Source organism: Bradyrhizobium sp. MOS002 (assembly GCF_003020115.1).
Taxonomy (GTDB): Bacteria; Pseudomonadota; Alphaproteobacteria; order Rhizobiales; family Xanthobacteraceae; genus Bradyrhizobium.
This window is the reverse complement of record NZ_PYFX01000011.1, coordinates 49,415-62,975: the sequence shown is the minus strand read 5'-3', so window position 1 is coordinate 62,975 and position 13,561 is coordinate 49,415. Positions and strand designations below refer to the sequence as shown.

At 64.7% G+C, this 13,561-nt stretch carries 17 protein-coding genes; 9 read left to right on the top strand and 8 right to left on the bottom strand.

The features are described 5' to 3' along the window. Positions 1–80: 80 nt before the first annotated feature. The 4 genes from C7G41_RS26495 (at position 81) to C7G41_RS26480 (ending at position 2,774) form a co-directional block, all read left to right on the top strand. Positions 81–1,172, top strand: a complete 1,092-nt coding sequence (locus tag C7G41_RS26495) for an alpha/beta fold hydrolase (RefSeq protein WP_106945281.1) — start codon at positions 81–83, stop codon at positions 1,170–1,172. Between the two features lie 146 nt (positions 1,173–1,318). Next, complete coding sequence (locus C7G41_RS26490; protein ID WP_106945280.1) at positions 1,319–1,663, top strand: hypothetical protein; 345 nt, start codon at positions 1,319–1,321, stop codon at positions 1,661–1,663. Between the two features lie 41 nt (positions 1,664–1,704). Continuing rightward, positions 1,705–2,121, top strand: a complete 417-nt coding sequence (locus tag C7G41_RS26485; protein WP_106945279.1) for a DoxX family protein — start codon at positions 1,705–1,707, stop codon at positions 2,119–2,121. A gap of 50 nt (positions 2,122–2,171) precedes the next feature. After that, positions 2,172–2,774: an MSMEG_1061 family FMN-dependent PPOX-type flavoprotein gene (locus tag C7G41_RS26480; RefSeq protein ID WP_106945278.1), complete on the top strand. Its 603-nt coding sequence runs from the start codon at positions 2,172–2,174 to the stop codon at positions 2,772–2,774. A gap of 78 nt (positions 2,775–2,852) precedes the next feature. Here C7G41_RS26480 and bfr read toward each other — a convergent pair whose 3' ends face one another. From bfr to C7G41_RS26465, 3 genes are all read right to left on the bottom strand, one after another. Further along, a complete protein-coding gene (gene bfr, locus C7G41_RS26475) occupies positions 2,853–3,341 on the bottom strand; it encodes a bacterioferritin (RefSeq protein ID WP_007600720.1) in 489 nt (162 codons plus the stop codon). 133 nt (positions 3,342–3,474) lie between these two features. Continuing rightward, the gene (locus C7G41_RS26470) at positions 3,475–3,747 is read right to left on the bottom strand and encodes a bacterioferritin-associated ferredoxin (protein WP_027570626.1); all 273 of its coding nucleotides are present in this window, start codon (positions 3,745–3,747) and stop codon (positions 3,475–3,477) included. A gap of 164 nt (positions 3,748–3,911) precedes the next feature. Then, positions 3,912–4,208 carry a hypothetical protein gene (locus tag C7G41_RS26465; RefSeq protein ID WP_106945277.1) on the bottom strand — a complete coding sequence of 99 codons (297 nt, stop codon included), beginning with the start codon at positions 4,206–4,208 and terminating at the stop codon, positions 3,912–3,914. Positions 4,209–4,343: 135 nt separating this feature from the next. Here C7G41_RS26465 and C7G41_RS26460 point away from each other — a divergent pair, with 135 nt between their 5' ends. Both C7G41_RS26460 and C7G41_RS26455 read left to right on the top strand, forming a co-directional pair. After that, positions 4,344–4,688 carry a hypothetical protein gene (locus C7G41_RS26460; RefSeq protein WP_106945276.1) on the top strand — a complete coding sequence of 115 codons (345 nt, stop codon included), beginning with the start codon at positions 4,344–4,346 and terminating at the stop codon, positions 4,686–4,688. A 212-nt stretch (positions 4,689–4,900) separates the two neighbouring features. Continuing rightward, positions 4,901–5,185 carry a hypothetical protein gene (locus tag C7G41_RS26455; protein ID WP_007600714.1) on the top strand — a complete coding sequence of 95 codons (285 nt, stop codon included), beginning with the start codon at positions 4,901–4,903 and terminating at the stop codon, positions 5,183–5,185. A gap of 85 nt (positions 5,186–5,270) precedes the next feature. Here C7G41_RS26455 and C7G41_RS26450 read toward each other — a convergent pair whose 3' ends face one another. Further along, positions 5,271–6,497: a lytic murein transglycosylase gene (locus C7G41_RS26450; protein ID WP_106945275.1), complete on the bottom strand. Its 1,227-nt coding sequence runs from the start codon at positions 6,495–6,497 to the stop codon at positions 5,271–5,273. A gap of 7 nt (positions 6,498–6,504) precedes the next feature. Beyond that, a complete protein-coding gene (ettA, locus tag C7G41_RS26445) occupies positions 6,505–8,154 on the bottom strand; it encodes an energy-dependent translational throttle protein EttA (RefSeq protein ID WP_027519709.1) in 1,650 nt (549 codons plus the stop codon). A 232-nt stretch (positions 8,155–8,386) separates the two neighbouring features. Here ettA and C7G41_RS26440 point away from each other — a divergent pair, with 232 nt between their 5' ends. Both C7G41_RS26440 and C7G41_RS26435 read left to right on the top strand, forming a co-directional pair. Further along, complete coding sequence (locus C7G41_RS26440) at positions 8,387–8,602, top strand: hypothetical protein (protein WP_027519710.1); 216 nt, start codon at positions 8,387–8,389, stop codon at positions 8,600–8,602. Between the two features lie 104 nt (positions 8,603–8,706). Next, on the top strand, positions 8,707–9,669 hold the full coding sequence (locus tag C7G41_RS26435; RefSeq protein WP_106945274.1) for a D-2-hydroxyacid dehydrogenase family protein: 963 nt from the start codon (positions 8,707–8,709) through the stop codon (positions 9,667–9,669). Between the two features lie 56 nt (positions 9,670–9,725). Here C7G41_RS26435 and C7G41_RS26430 read toward each other — a convergent pair whose 3' ends face one another. Beyond that, a complete protein-coding gene (locus C7G41_RS26430; RefSeq protein WP_199198636.1) occupies positions 9,726–10,913 on the bottom strand; it encodes a L,D-transpeptidase in 1,188 nt (395 codons plus the stop codon). Between the two features lie 323 nt (positions 10,914–11,236). On the opposite strand from C7G41_RS26430, the gene C7G41_RS26425 reads away from it, so the two are divergent. Further along, entirely contained in the window at positions 11,237–12,070 is an 834-nt protein-coding gene (locus C7G41_RS26425) for a hypothetical protein (protein WP_199198635.1), read from the top strand. Between the two features lie 2 nt (positions 12,071–12,072). Here the strand turns inward: C7G41_RS26425 and sseA are convergent, their stop codons facing one another. Both sseA and C7G41_RS26415 read right to left on the bottom strand, forming a co-directional pair. Then, a complete protein-coding gene (gene sseA / locus C7G41_RS26420) occupies positions 12,073–12,930 on the bottom strand; it encodes a 3-mercaptopyruvate sulfurtransferase (RefSeq protein ID WP_106945271.1) in 858 nt (285 codons plus the stop codon). A gap of 207 nt (positions 12,931–13,137) precedes the next feature. Further along, a complete protein-coding gene (locus C7G41_RS26415) occupies positions 13,138–13,551 on the bottom strand; it encodes a rhodanese-like domain-containing protein (RefSeq protein ID WP_106945270.1) in 414 nt (137 codons plus the stop codon). Positions 13,552–13,561 lie beyond the last annotated feature (10 nt).

Here is a 13,561-nt window from a genome sequence, read left to right as displayed (position 1 = left end):
AATCCTACATCCTTCCGGACAGTTCTGCTAAGTTCCGCCGCAACGCGGCCGCCGACCAGAGCCGCACGGGGAAAATCGACATGAAAGCTTCTTGCGCGACGCTGTCAGCCATCCTGTTGTCCGTTTGTTTGTCGGCCATCCCGGCATCCGCATGGGCGGCCGATTATCCGGCGCCGAAGCAGGGCGACTGGATCGCCAGGGATTTCAAGTTCCACACCGGCGAGACCATGCCGGAGCTGAAGCTGCACTACACCACCGTAGGTGAGCCGAGCGGCCAGCCGGTGCTGGTGCTGCACGGCACCGGCGGCTCGGGCGCGAGCATGCTGTCATCAGCCTTTGCCGGCGAGCTGTTCGGCGCGGGGCAGCCACTCGATGCCTCCAAATATTACATCATCATTCCCGACAATGTCGGCCATGGCAAATCGTCAAAACCCTCTGACGGGATGAAGACGAGCTTCCCGAAATACGATTACGACGACATGGTCGAGGCCCAGTATCGCCTGGTGACGGAAGGGCTTGGGGTCAAGCACCTGCGGCTGGTCATAGGCAATTCGATGGGCGGCATGCACACCTGGCTGTGGGGTGAGAAATATCCGAAGGCGATGGACGCGTTGATCCCGATGGCCTCGCAGCCGACCGAGATGGCGTCGCGTAACTGGATGCTGCGGCGGATCATGCTCGACACCATCCGCAGCGATCTCGACTACAATGGCGGCAATTACACCAGCCAGCCGCGCATGATGAAATACGCCATCACCGCCTACGGCATCGCGAGCATCGGTGGAACGCTAGCCTATCAATCGCAGGCGCCGACGGCGGCGAAGGCCGACAAGATCGTCGACGAGCGGCTGGCCATGCCGATCACCGCAGATGCCAACGACTTCGTCTACCAGTGGGAGTCTTCGCATGACTACAATGCCGGCGAGAAGCTGGAGGCCATCGAAGCGTCGCTGTTGCTGATCAATTCCGCCGATGACGAGCGCAACCCGCCCGAGACCGGCATCACGGACGCTGCGATGACACGGGTCAAGAACGGCAAACTGTATCTCATCCCGGCAAGCACCGAGACGCGCGGCCACGGCACCACCGGAAACGCCAAATTCTACAGCGAGCAGGTCCGGCAATTTCTGCAAGCCGCACCGCAGCAAACGATCGAATCTGCGCGCCGCTGATTTTGCATCGCATCAGCGGCCGTCTACCCCGCATATTATTTGAGCATGCATTGCGCTGACAGCTCGGGCTTAATCGCATCAACGATACGAATCGACGCACGGGACAATCGCGCGCCGATGGCACGACACGCGACGAGGAGGATCGCATGCACAGGCTCGTACTGTGCGTTTGGTTGACCGCGCTGACGAGCGCCGCGTTCGCGTTCGACAACGGGCAATATGATCACGTCCCGCCCGACATCCGCGCCTGGTTCAAGAGCGTGATCGCACCGAACGGCGTGCCCTGCTGCGACGTCTCCGACGGCCATCGCACCGAGTACGACGTGCGCAGCGGCGCCTATTGGGTGCCGATCGAGGGACAATGGATGGAGGTGCCCGAGCGCGCCATCATCCGCGACCGCGGCAATCCGGTTGGCGAGGCCGTGGTGTGGTACGTCCGTCACCGCGGCGCCATCATCATCAGTTGCTTCGTGCCGGCCGATGCGGTGTAGCCCGCGATAGCGCCTCGGCGCCGCGCGTGCTAGTTCGGCCGATGGCTCCTGCGAACGACAGAACGCGCGCGGTCATGCGCTTTGTGCTGGCAGCGTTCTACATCGCGGCCGGCATCGCGCATCTCCGGGTTCCCGACAAGCTGCTTGCGATCACGCCGGCCTGGGTTCCTTTTGCAACGCAGGTCATCCTCATCACTGGCGTCTGCGAGCTGGCAGGCGCGATTGCGCTGGTCACGAAGCCGCTGCGTTGGTGGGCGGGCGTTGCGCTCGCGCTGTATGCGCTTTTCGTGTGGCCGGCAAACATCAAGCATGCCTTGGAGGGCATCGACCTTCCGCCGCTCCCCAACAGCTGGCTCTACCACGGGCCGCGGCTGGCGCTTCAGCCGGTCCTGATCTGGTGGGCTCTGTACTGCGCTGGCGTGATCGACTGGCCGTGGCGGCGCGACAAGAGGGGATAGCGATCGGGCCGAGAGATGATATTCTCAGGCATTCAATCAGGGAGACCTTCGTGACAGATCTTTGCGCCGAAGACCTCGCCACCATCTATGCCCAGCCGAGCCCGCGCGTGATCGCGAAAGCGCGCCCCGCGATCGATGCGCATGCGAAGAAATTCATCGAGATGTCGCCGTTCTGCGTGCTCGCGACATCGGGAGCGGACGGCAGCGTCGATGCCTCACCACGCGGCGGCGGCACTGGCTTCGTCCACGTCGCCGGCCCCAACCAGCTGCTGATGCCGGATCGCTCCGGCAACAACCGGATCGACAGTTTTCGGAATGTCGTCGAAGGCTCGGGCTTCGTGCATCTGTTGTTCTTCGTCCCCGGCATCGACGAGACGCTGCGCGTCGGCGGCCGCGGCACGCTGTCCGCCGATCCGGACCTGCTCGCCTCGATGGTGGAGTTTGGCAAGTCGCCGCGCGCGGTGCTGAACATCGCCGTCAGCGAAGTCTATTTCCACTGCGGCAAGGCACTGATGCGCTCGAAGCTGTGGTCATCCGAGAAGGTGCCGCGCTCGGTGATGCCGAGCATCGTCGAGGTGGTCCACGAACAGACCGGCCTTGGTGAGCCGCAGAGTCAGGACGTGGTGGAAGCGCTCTACAAGACGCAGCTATAGCCGGGCTTTCGAACGCACACGGCCGTCATGCCCGGGACAAGCCCGGCCATGACGAATGGAGAGTGCGGAGTTAGGGACCTAGTGCCCCTCGCCCTCGAGCCCGCCGACGTGCTTCTGGGTATAGAGCTCGAGGCCGATGCGGCCGATCAGGTCGAGCTGGGTCTCGAGGAAGTCGATGTGGTGCTCCTCGTCGCTCATCAGCTTCTCGAACAGGTCGCGTGTCACGTAGTCCTTGACGCTATGGCAGTAGGTCGCCGCTTCCTGGTAGAGCGCCCGTGCGCTCATCTCGGCGGCGAGATCGCACTCGATGATCTCCTTGACGTTCTGGCCGATGCGCAAGGGATCGAGCACCTGCATGTTCGGGAAGCCGTCGAAGAACAGGATCCGCTCGGTGAGCTTGTCGGCGTGCTCCATCTCCTCGATGGACTCCTTGCGCCACACCTTGGACATGTCCCGCAGGCCCCAATTGTCGAGGAAGCGGTAGTGCAGCCAGTACTGGTTGATCGCAGTCAGCTCGTGACGCAGTGCCTTGTTGAGATAGTCGATAACTTTTGCGTCGCCCTGCATGGTTCACTCCAGCTCTTGCAGTCCAAATCGGCCGTCAACCGAATTTAGAACGCTTCTAAATGAGTTTAAAGACTGGGGCAACCGGCTACGGGGACGCAGCCGGGGAAAAGCTCAGCCAGGGTTGCGGAAGATTTCAGCAGGCCGCGAGGGCGAACTCGGCCGGCTGGGCCGTTTCGTCATTGGCAGCCACAGTGTGGTTGTGCGGGCAGCCGGAGCAGCAGGACGATGCACAGGGGCCAAGCGCTTCGTCGATAATGGTCTTGATCGTCCGAGCGCAGCGGCCGCATTCGGCGCTACAGCCGAGACACCCATAGACCTGCTTGGCATGGCGCACGGCGTCGTCGGACTCGGCGACGGCGGCGCGGATGTCGTCATCGCTCAGCACGTTACAGGAACAAACGATCATGGAAGCGGCAGGCCCTTTTGGTGATGCGCCATCATCGATATTTAAGGGGCGGCCCGGATGCAAAAGGAAAAAGCGGTATTTGAAGCTATTCCAAACTGGCCCGGAAACAGCCTAGATCGGCTCTAAAATAGCGGCTTGCGCTGGATCAAGATTGTGCGGCGGACCTAGTCGCCGCCGCCTCCACCATCGCCGCCGCCCCCGCAATCTCCGCCACTGCTGCCGCCATCGCTGCTGGAACAGCTGCCGCTGTCGGTCGAGCTTCCGGAACTATCGCTGGAAAACCAGCTCCCCAACGAGAAGCCGTCGCTCGTGCCCGTGACGGTGTCGCCGCCGCCATCGCCGCCGGTCCCGGCGCGGGAGCGCCGCTGGCCGCGGTTCTGGAGATGGGTGATCCAGCCGTAGCCGATCGCGAAGACGACCCCGGCAGCAATCAGAGCGTTTATCATCGCGTTGCCCATCATCGCCCTCCCCTGGCTGAGCTGCGGTCCATGTTTATTGGTCGCCCCCGGCAAAGGTGCCGTTCATTGATCATTCAAACGAAGTATGGAACTTTACCCTCAAAGAGTTCCCGCGTGTTTTGCTCGAAAGGTCAGCCAATGAAGAAGTCGCTCCCGGCACTCGCAGCCGTCGCCGCCGTGGCCCTTAGCGCCGTTACACCCGCCCAGGCGCAACGCGGCGTCGCGGCGGGCGTGGCAGCCGGAATCATTGGCGGCGCCATTGTCGGTGGGGCGCTGGCCTCTCCGTACTACTACGGACCCGGCCCTGGCCCCGGCTACGCATATGGTCCGGGATATAGCCCGGGCTACTATCCGCCGCGCTACTACGCACCGGGCCCGGGCTACGTCGCCGACGACTATTACGGCAACGGCTGCGTCTGGCAGAAGCAGCGCTTCTGGGACGGTTATGCCTGGCGCGTCCGCCGCGCCAGAGTCTGTGGCTGAAGTCGCTCCAAGCCGGTTCATTGCGGATGCGCCGTTCATCTCCGGGCCTGAAAAAGACCGCTTTTTCTCGTCACAGCTCCGTGTGCGTTTACCGCGGATTGACCATTTGCGCGCTTCCTAGCTGCAAGGCCAATTCCATCAGAGTCTGCGTGAACCTTTGAACCCCGGACGCTCCTAACAAGGAGCATCCATCTCTCAGGAGAGCCAAGAGTATGAAGAAGACTTTAGTTGCCGCCCTCACGGTTGCGACGATCGCCGGTTCGCTGGTGACCGCCACTCCGTCCGCCCAAGCCCATGACGGCGTCGGCGCCGGCATCGCAGCCGGCCTGATCGGCGGCGCGATCGTCGGCGGCGCCATCGCGTCCAGCCGTCCCGCCTATGGCGGACCGGTTTATGTGGCAGAGCCCGGCCCGCCGCCCCCGCCCTGCTACTGGCAGCGCCAGCGCTACTGGGACGGCTACGGCTGGACCGTTCGCCCGGTTCGCGTTTGCTACTGATCTGATCGCACGGCGTTCACGAGCGCCGCGATCGAAGCCCGGCCGAGCACCTCGGCCGGGCTTTTTCTTTTAGCCAGCCCTGCGCCTATCGCGTCGCCTGGATCGAGCGCAGCACCTCTTCGCTCGGCCAGCAATCGACCTTGAGGCCTGCCGACTTCTGGTAGGCGCCGAGCGCAGCGCGTGTCTGCATGCCGGCCTTGCCGTCGATCTTGTCCTTGTAGAGCCCAACGCGCGTGAGCCCGCGCTGCATCGCCTCGACATCCTTGGTTCGCAATTGCTTCGAGGCGGACCACGGCGTCGCGAACGGTTGCGGGCTCGCCATGCGGTCGCCGAGATGGCCCACGAACAGCACGTAGAGATCGGAGAAATTGTATTCCTTGATGACGAAGTAGTTCTTCGTGGTCAGGAAGGACGGGCCGTAGATACCTTCCGGTTGCAACAGCGAGGCGGGCTGCGCCTGCTCGGCGGCAGTGAGCTTTTGTCCCCGCACCGGTACAAAGCCTTCGCGCAGCCACTGACCGATCGGCTTCGTCACCTCGGGCACGCCGGCAGTGCAATCGACCTTGGCCGGTGCCTGCACCTCGTAAGCCCAGCGCACGCCGCTCTGCCAGCCCTTGTTGACGAGCTGCTGCGCGGCGGAGGCCAGCGCATCGGGCACCGAATGCCATATGTCGATGCGGCCGTCGCGGTCGAAATCGACGCCGTGCTTGTAATATTCGGACGGCAGGAATTGCGTGAGCCCGGTCGCGCCGGCCCAGGACGAGCGCATGTCCTTGCGTGTCACCACGCCGTCGCCGAGAATTTTCAGCGAGAGGATGAACTCGTTGCGATAGGTATCCTTGCGGCGGCCGACATAGGCCTGCGTCGCCAGCACACGCACGAGGTCGTAAGGCAGCGTGTAGCGGCCGTAGTCGGTCTCGCGGCCCCAGATCGCCAGCATGACGGTGGCGGGCACGCCGGAGTTTTTCTCGATCTCGGTCAGCGCGGGACGATATTTCTGCAGCAGCCGCTGCCCCTCGCCCGCAAGCCGCGCGATCGAGGCTTCCCTGACATAGTCGGCCGGCACCTGCACGAACTCGGCCTGCGACGGCGCACCGGTCGCTGGCCGCCCCGGCAGGATCAGATCCGGCAGCTTGTAATCCGGCTCGAGCCCGCGGGTCTCCCGGTCGAACGTCGCGCGCGACACGCCCGCGGCCTCCGCCTCCGGCCAGAGCGAGGCGATGAACTGTGTGAAGGCGGCATCGGCAGCGCGGGCGGGCGACAGGCCGCAGGTGATCACGATCACCGCAGCTATGAGCACCCGCCACTTCATGCTGAGATCACCGCGTCAGCTTCTTGTACTTCACGCGATGCGGAATGATGCTGTCCTGGCCGAGGCGGCGCATCTTGTCTTTCTCGTAGTCCTGGAAGTTGCCCTCGAACCATTCGACATGGCTGTCGCCTTCGAAGGCCAGGATGTGGGTCGCGATGCGATCGAGGAACCAGCGATCATGGCTGATGATGACAGCGCAGCCGGCGAAATCCTCCAGCGCCTCTTCGAGCGCACGCAAGGTGTCGACGTCGAGGTCGTTGGTCGGCTCGTCGAGCAGCAGAACGTTGGCGCCGGATTTCAGCATTTTCGCAAGGTGCACGCGGTTGCGTTCGCCGCCGGAGAGCGCGCCGACTTTCTTCTGCTGGTCGGCGCCCTTGAAGTTGAACGACGAACAATAGCCGCGTGAATTGACTTCCCTCTTGCCGAGCAGGATTAGCTCGTTGCCGCCGGAGATCTCCTCCCACACGTTCTTGCTGCCATCGAGCGCGTCGCGCGACTGGTCGACGTAACCGAGATGAACGCTCTCGCCGACCGTGATGGTGCCCTTGTCCGGCTGTTCCTGCTTGGTGATCATCCGGAACAGCGTGGTCTTGCCGGCGCCGTTGGCGCCGATCACGCCGACGATACCGCCGGGCGGCAGCTTGAAAGTGAGATCGTCGATCAGCATGCGATCGCCGAAACCTTTGCTGAGCCCTTCGAAGTCGACCACGTTCTGACCTAGGCGCTCGGCCACCGGAATCGTGATCTGCGCGGTCTGGGTCTGCTTTTCGCTCGCCTGTTTCAGCAGTTCATCATAGCGCTGGTAGCGCGCCTTGGACTTGGCCTGGCGGGCTTTCGGCGAGGACGCGATCCATTCCTGCTCGCGGGCCAGCGTCTTCTGATGCGCAGCGTCCTCGCGGCCCTCCTGCTCCAGCCGCTTCTGCTTCTGCTGCAGCCAAGACGAGTAATTGCCCTCGTAGGGGATGCCCTTGCCGCGATCGAGCTCGAGGATCCAGCTCGTGACGTTGTCGAGGAAGTAGCGGTCATGGGTGACGATCAGGATCGCGCCGGGATAGTTGCGCAGATGGCCTTCCAGCCACGACACCGACTCCGCGTCGAGATGGTTGGTCGGTTCGTCCAGCAGCAACAGCTCAGGCTGGTCGAGCAGCAGCTTGCACAGGGCGACGCGGCGGCGCTCACCGCCGGAGAGTTTCGATACGTCGGCATCGTCGGGCGGACAGCGCAGCGCATCCATGGCCTGGTCGACCTTGCTGTCGAGATCCCAGAGGCCCTGGGCCTCGATCTCATCCTGCAGCTTGGTCATCTCGTCGGCGGTCTCCTCGGAATAGTTCATCGCCAGCTCGTTGTAGCGATCGAGGATAGCCTTCTGCTTGGCGACGCCGAGCATGACGTTCTCGCGCACGCTGAGTGCCGGATCGAGATGCGGCTCCTGCTCGAGATAGCCGACGCGGGCGCCCTGGGCGACCCAGGCCTCGCCGTTATACTCCTTGTCGAGGCCGGCCATGATCTTGAGCAGCGTCGACTTGCCCGAGCCGTTGACACCGAGCACGCCGATCTTGGCGTCCGGGTAGAAGCTCAGATGGATGTTATCGAGCACCTTCCGGGTCGGGTAGCTCTTGGTCAGGCCCTGCATGAAATAGATGAACTGGCGCGCCATCGGTCCCGAAAACCTTCGATTTGAGGAAATTTGCTTGCCGCCGATGTAGCGATCCCGCCCCCAAAGGGCAATGTTTTCCCTCCGTTCACCACGGACGAATACGGGACGGACACCATCCCGCCGCCGATCCGGACAATTGAAACCATCTTTTAATAAATCAGGCCAAAGCTCGGTTTCGCGCGGAAACAGCGCCACCCGCTCAGAATGAACGGGAGCACAGCGAGACAGCGTCATGGCCATGATCGAGACCCATTCCCTTCCCGTTCCGGCAGAAGCCGGCAGCGCATCCGCGTTCGCCTCCGAGATCAAGGGCTTCTGGAAGCGCTTCTTCGCCACCGCTTTCAACCCCTACAGGCCCGAACTGCATTATATGCGCGGCCCCGGCCCCGCCTGGCGCGCCAAGCACGGCATGAATGCGCCGTTCCGGCTCAAGCCCCGCGACCTCTGAGCCTCTATCACCTGTCGGATTTTTGAAGACGCGAACGGCTTGCGCACGGTCCTGATTGCGCGCAACCATGGCCTGGTTCCACCTCTCGCCATGGATGAACGCTGATGACGCGGCTGCGCTGTGCAATTCTCGACGACTATTTCAACCTCGCCCTCGATGTCGCCGATTGGCAAAGCCTGTCCGACCGGATCGACGTCACCGTGTTCAGCCACCCCTTCGCCTCCGAGCAGGCCACGGCGAGCGCGCTGGCCGACTTCGAGATTGTCTGCGCGATGCGCGAGCGCACCGCGTTCCCGAAGAGCCTGTTCGAGAGCCTGCCGAAGCTGAAGCTGCTGCTGACATCAGGCATGCGCAATGCCTCGATCGACATGGAGGCCGCCAAGGCGCGTGGCGTCACGATCGGCGGCACGCAATATTCGCGCGATCCGACCGCGCCCCTCACCATGGGCCTGATCCTGGAACTGACCCGCGGCATCGGCCGCGAGAACGCGCGCATGCATGCGGGCGAGCCCTGGCAGGCCTTTGCCGGCGTCGAGATCGAGGGATTGACGTTCGGCGTCGTCGGGCTCGGCAAGCTCGGCAGCAAGATGGCTGATATCGCGAAGGCGTTCGGCATGAACGTGATCGCCTGGAGCCCGAACCTGACCCCGGAGAAGTGCAAGGACGCCGGTGTCGGCTACGCCACCAAGGAGGAGCTGTTCGCCAAGGCCGATATCGTCAGCATCCATGTGGTGCTGAGCGAGCGCTCGCGCGGGCTGGTCGGGGCTGCCGATCTCGCGCGCATGAAGCCGACGGCATTCCTCGTCAACACCGCGCGCGGGCCGATCGTGGACGAGCAGGCGCTGCTCGAGGCGTTGCAGCAGAAGAAGATTGCAGGCGCCGGCATCGACGTCTTCTCGGTCGAGCCGCTGCCGACGGACCATCCCTTCCGCAAGCTCGACAATCTCGTGCTGACGCCACATCTCGGCTACGCCACCGAGGACGGCTTGCGCATCCATTACGGCCAGATGGTCGAGGCGATCGATGCCTTCACCAAGGGCAGCGAGCTGCCGCGGAAACTGGCCTGAAACGACAATGGGCGTGCCAAGGCACGCCCATTGCGATCTGAATTGTCTCGCAGCGCTTAGCGCACGGTGACGGGCGCGGGCAGCGGCGGCACCACCGTCGGCTGGGTGCCTCCGACCGGGCCGGCCTGCGCGGCCATCGGCGCGGGGCCGGCAGCGCCGGGCATGGGCGCGGCGGATGCGGTCGCAGTTCCCGGCGGCGGACCACCCGGCATCACCACCACGCGGGTGCCGACCTTGACGCGATCGAACAGGTCGGAGACGTCCTCGTTCAGCATGCCGATGCAGCCGGAGGACACGAATTTGCCGATCGTCGAGGGCTGGTTGGTGCCGTGGATGCGGTAGACGGTCGAGCCGAGATACATCGCGCGAGCGCCGAGCGGATTGCCGGGGCCGCCGGCCATGAAGCGCGGCAGATAGGGCTGGCGCTCGATCATCTCCGTCGGTGGATGCCAATCCGGCCACTCGGCCTTGCGGGTGATCTTCTGCACGCCAGTCCAGGTGAAGCCGTCGCGACCGACGCGGACGCCGTAGCGGATCGCACGGCCGCTGCCGAGCACGTAATAAAGATAGGTATTCGGGGTATCGACGATGAGCGTTCCGGCCGGCTCCTTGGTCGCAAGCGAGACTTCCTGGCGGCGCAGGTTCTGCGGCAGCTGCGCCGGAGCGGCGTCGGGCTGCTCCTCGGGCGGGAGCGACGCGATCGCCATCGGTCGGCCGTCGGCACCCACGGGCGGCTGCCCAGCCTGGACCGTTCCGGTCGCGGCGGGACCACCGACCGCCTCGGGCGGACGCAGGCCGTCACTGCCGGGCGCCTGACCCGGACGATCGGCGTAGATCACTGCGGGCGGACCGGCGGGGCGGCCGTAGCGCGGATCGTCAGGTGACGTCACGGGACCCTGCGGCGGCGCGGCCGAGTAGACGGGAGCGCCCGCGGGACGGCCATAACGGGGATCATCGGGCGACATCACCGGACCTTGCGGCGGCGCGGCGGAATACACCGGGGGAGCGCCGGGCGGACGGCCGTAGCGCGGATCCGGGCCGGGCGGCGGCAGGGCAGCCTGCGGCATCCCGTCGTCTTCATCATCCAGTGCGTCGAAATTCGGGGTGCGGTCGCCGGGGCGATATTCGGCCGGCGCGCCATAGCTCGGCGCCTGCTGGACCGGATAGCTCTGGGCCTGTGCGAGCGAGGTTCCCGCCGCAGCGACTGTTGCGGCAGCGCATATCGTCAGAAAATGTTTGATCATCATCGCTCTTGTATAGTCCCCGGGCCCCGTCCGGACCGTTAACGGCCAGATGACCGAAGATAGCGGCACATTCAAGACATGACAGGCGGATTTGTGCCTGATTTGCCGATTTGTGATCCGCAAGACTACCGTTGCCTCCTTGCATCACGGGACGAAAATCAGGCCACGCCCGAGATCGCCGGAGTCGCCGGCTCCGTTTTTTACGGAACAGCGCGGAATCGTTGCGGTATGTTCGAATCAGCCTGATTCGCCTCCCGTTTTGAGCTTCGATCCCCCGCGTGGCGAACGCGGCAAGCAGTACCGTCACCGCGTTCAGATGGCTCATGGGCCCTGGCCACTTCGCCGCCGGGGCGGAAATTCGCAATCCCTCGATGCTTCCCGGCTTTCGCTTCCTGTTTGCCGCGATCCTGCTGTCAGCCTCCATCCTGGTGTTCGGCCTGGGCGCCGCCGCGCTGCTGCGGGCGAGCCACGAACAGTATGTCAGCAACCCCTCCTGGCGGAATGGTCCGCAGGAGCAGGTGTTTGCCCAAGCTCCCGAACCGGCCCAGCCGGTGCTCGCGGCCCTCCGCGCCGAGCCGGAGGCGACCGAGGTCGCGCCGTCGCTGCGTGACCGGGTGCCGACGATCGGATTGCCGGTTAGCGAGCCCGAGCAGGTCGCGGCGGTGACCACCGGGACCGACGGTCAGCCGCAAGTCGTTGCACCTTCGGTTGAGGTCCCGGCCGAACCGGCCAATGCCAAGGCCGAGACGACGACGGACGCCGCGGCGCCAGCCTCAAGCAACACGCTCACTCCGGCCGACGCCAGCGCATCCATCGCCGAGGCCAAGCCCGTTTCGATCGCTCTCACGAGCAAACCAACACCTGCCGCCCCCAACGGAGCCTCGGCTTCGTCCACGTTCGACATGGCGAGCGCGAAGTTCGCCGCATTGAACGACCCGGCGACGACGGCCTGGAAGGATCCGCCGGCGAAGGCCAAGGCCGACTCTAAGGCCGACAGCAATTCGCCGGAGAGCAAGGCGACCAAGCCGCGGGCGCATCGGGTGAAGAAGCGCCGCCGCATCGTCCGGCGTCCACCGCCGCCGGTTCAGCAGCTCGATCCGTTCGGGCAGCCGCAACCCACGCTCGCCGCAACGACGACCGCGCGCGCACGCCAGTAGGGTTACGCCGGCCCCGTCGCGATCGGCGGTCCCTTTTCCTGCCCCCATTCCGACCATGAACCGTCGTAAAGCGCGGTGTCGGTGATGCCGAGGCGATAGAGCGCCAGCGTCAGCACGCCGGCCGAGACGCCGGAGCCGCAGCTCGTCACGATCGGCGCATCGAGCTTGACGCCGGCGTTCGCGAAGGCGGCGCGGAGATCGTCGAGCGGCCTCATCGTGCCGGTCGCTGCGTCGAACAGGAGATTGTAGGGCACGTTGCGCGCGCCCGGGATATGGCCGGAGCGGATGCCCGCGCGCGGCTCAGGCGCGCGGCCCTCGAACCGGTCGGCGGCGCGCGCGTCGATGACCTGCTCGGCACGGCTTTCGACGTTGGCGATCAGTTGCTGCATGCTGCGCACGCGTTTTGAATCGTAGCTCGCCTTGAACGTCGCCGGCTTCGGCTTCGTCTCGCCAGTGTCGGTCGCACGCCCTTCGGCACGCCACTTCTTCAGGCCGCCATTGAGGATGCGGACATTGCTATGGCCGAAAGCCAGGAACATCCACCACGCGCGGGGAGCGGCGACCCAGCCGCCGGCATCATAGATCACGACAGTGTCGGCGTTGGAGATGCCGAGATGACCGACGTCGCGGCCGAACTGCTCGGCGCTCGGATACATGTGCGGCAGCGGGTTGGAATGGTCCGAGACCGCATCGACGTCGAAGAACACCGCGCCCGGCAGATGCGCGGCGAGATAGTCGTCCTTCGGCAATGGCAGCACGCCCGGCAGCTTGAAGCTGGCGTCGAGCACCTTGACGTTGGCATCGTTGATGTGGGCGGCCAGCCATTCGGTGGAGACGAGAGGATCGGTGGGGGTGGTCATCGGCTTTTCCTTGCAGTCATTACGGTGCGCGCGCGGCGCGAGAGAGGTTGATCGCGGCAAATTCCGCTGTCATCGCCCGGCAGTGCGCAATTGCGCACCAGGAACGGGCGATCCAGTACGCCGAGACGATTGTGCTTCAACCGATAGGCCGCGGCGCACTGGATTCCCCGCTTTCGCGGGGAATGACGAGTGGAGAGAGCGAGGCCCTCACCCCTTGTTCTTCGGCTCCCACTGTTGGGTCGGCCCGCCGGCGTCTCGCCAGGCGGCGTAGCCGCCGGCGATGTGGGCGACGGGCTTGAGGCCCATGTCCTGCGCGGTCTTGGCGGCGAGCGCAGAGCGCAAGCCGCCGGCGCAATGGAACACAAACTTCTTGTCCTCCTGGAACACCGGCTTCGCATACGGGCTCTGCGGATCGATCCAGAATTCGAGCATGCCGCGGGTGCAGGCGAACGCGCCGGGGATGCGGCCGTCACGCTCGATCTCGCGGGGATCGCGGATATCGACGATGACGACGTCACCGTTCTTCGAGATCTCGATGGCGTCCTTGGCGGTGAGCGTCTCGATCTCGGCATTGGCCTCGTCGATCAGCGCCTTGATGCCGCGGGTGATGGTCTGGGCCATGTGTCTTCCC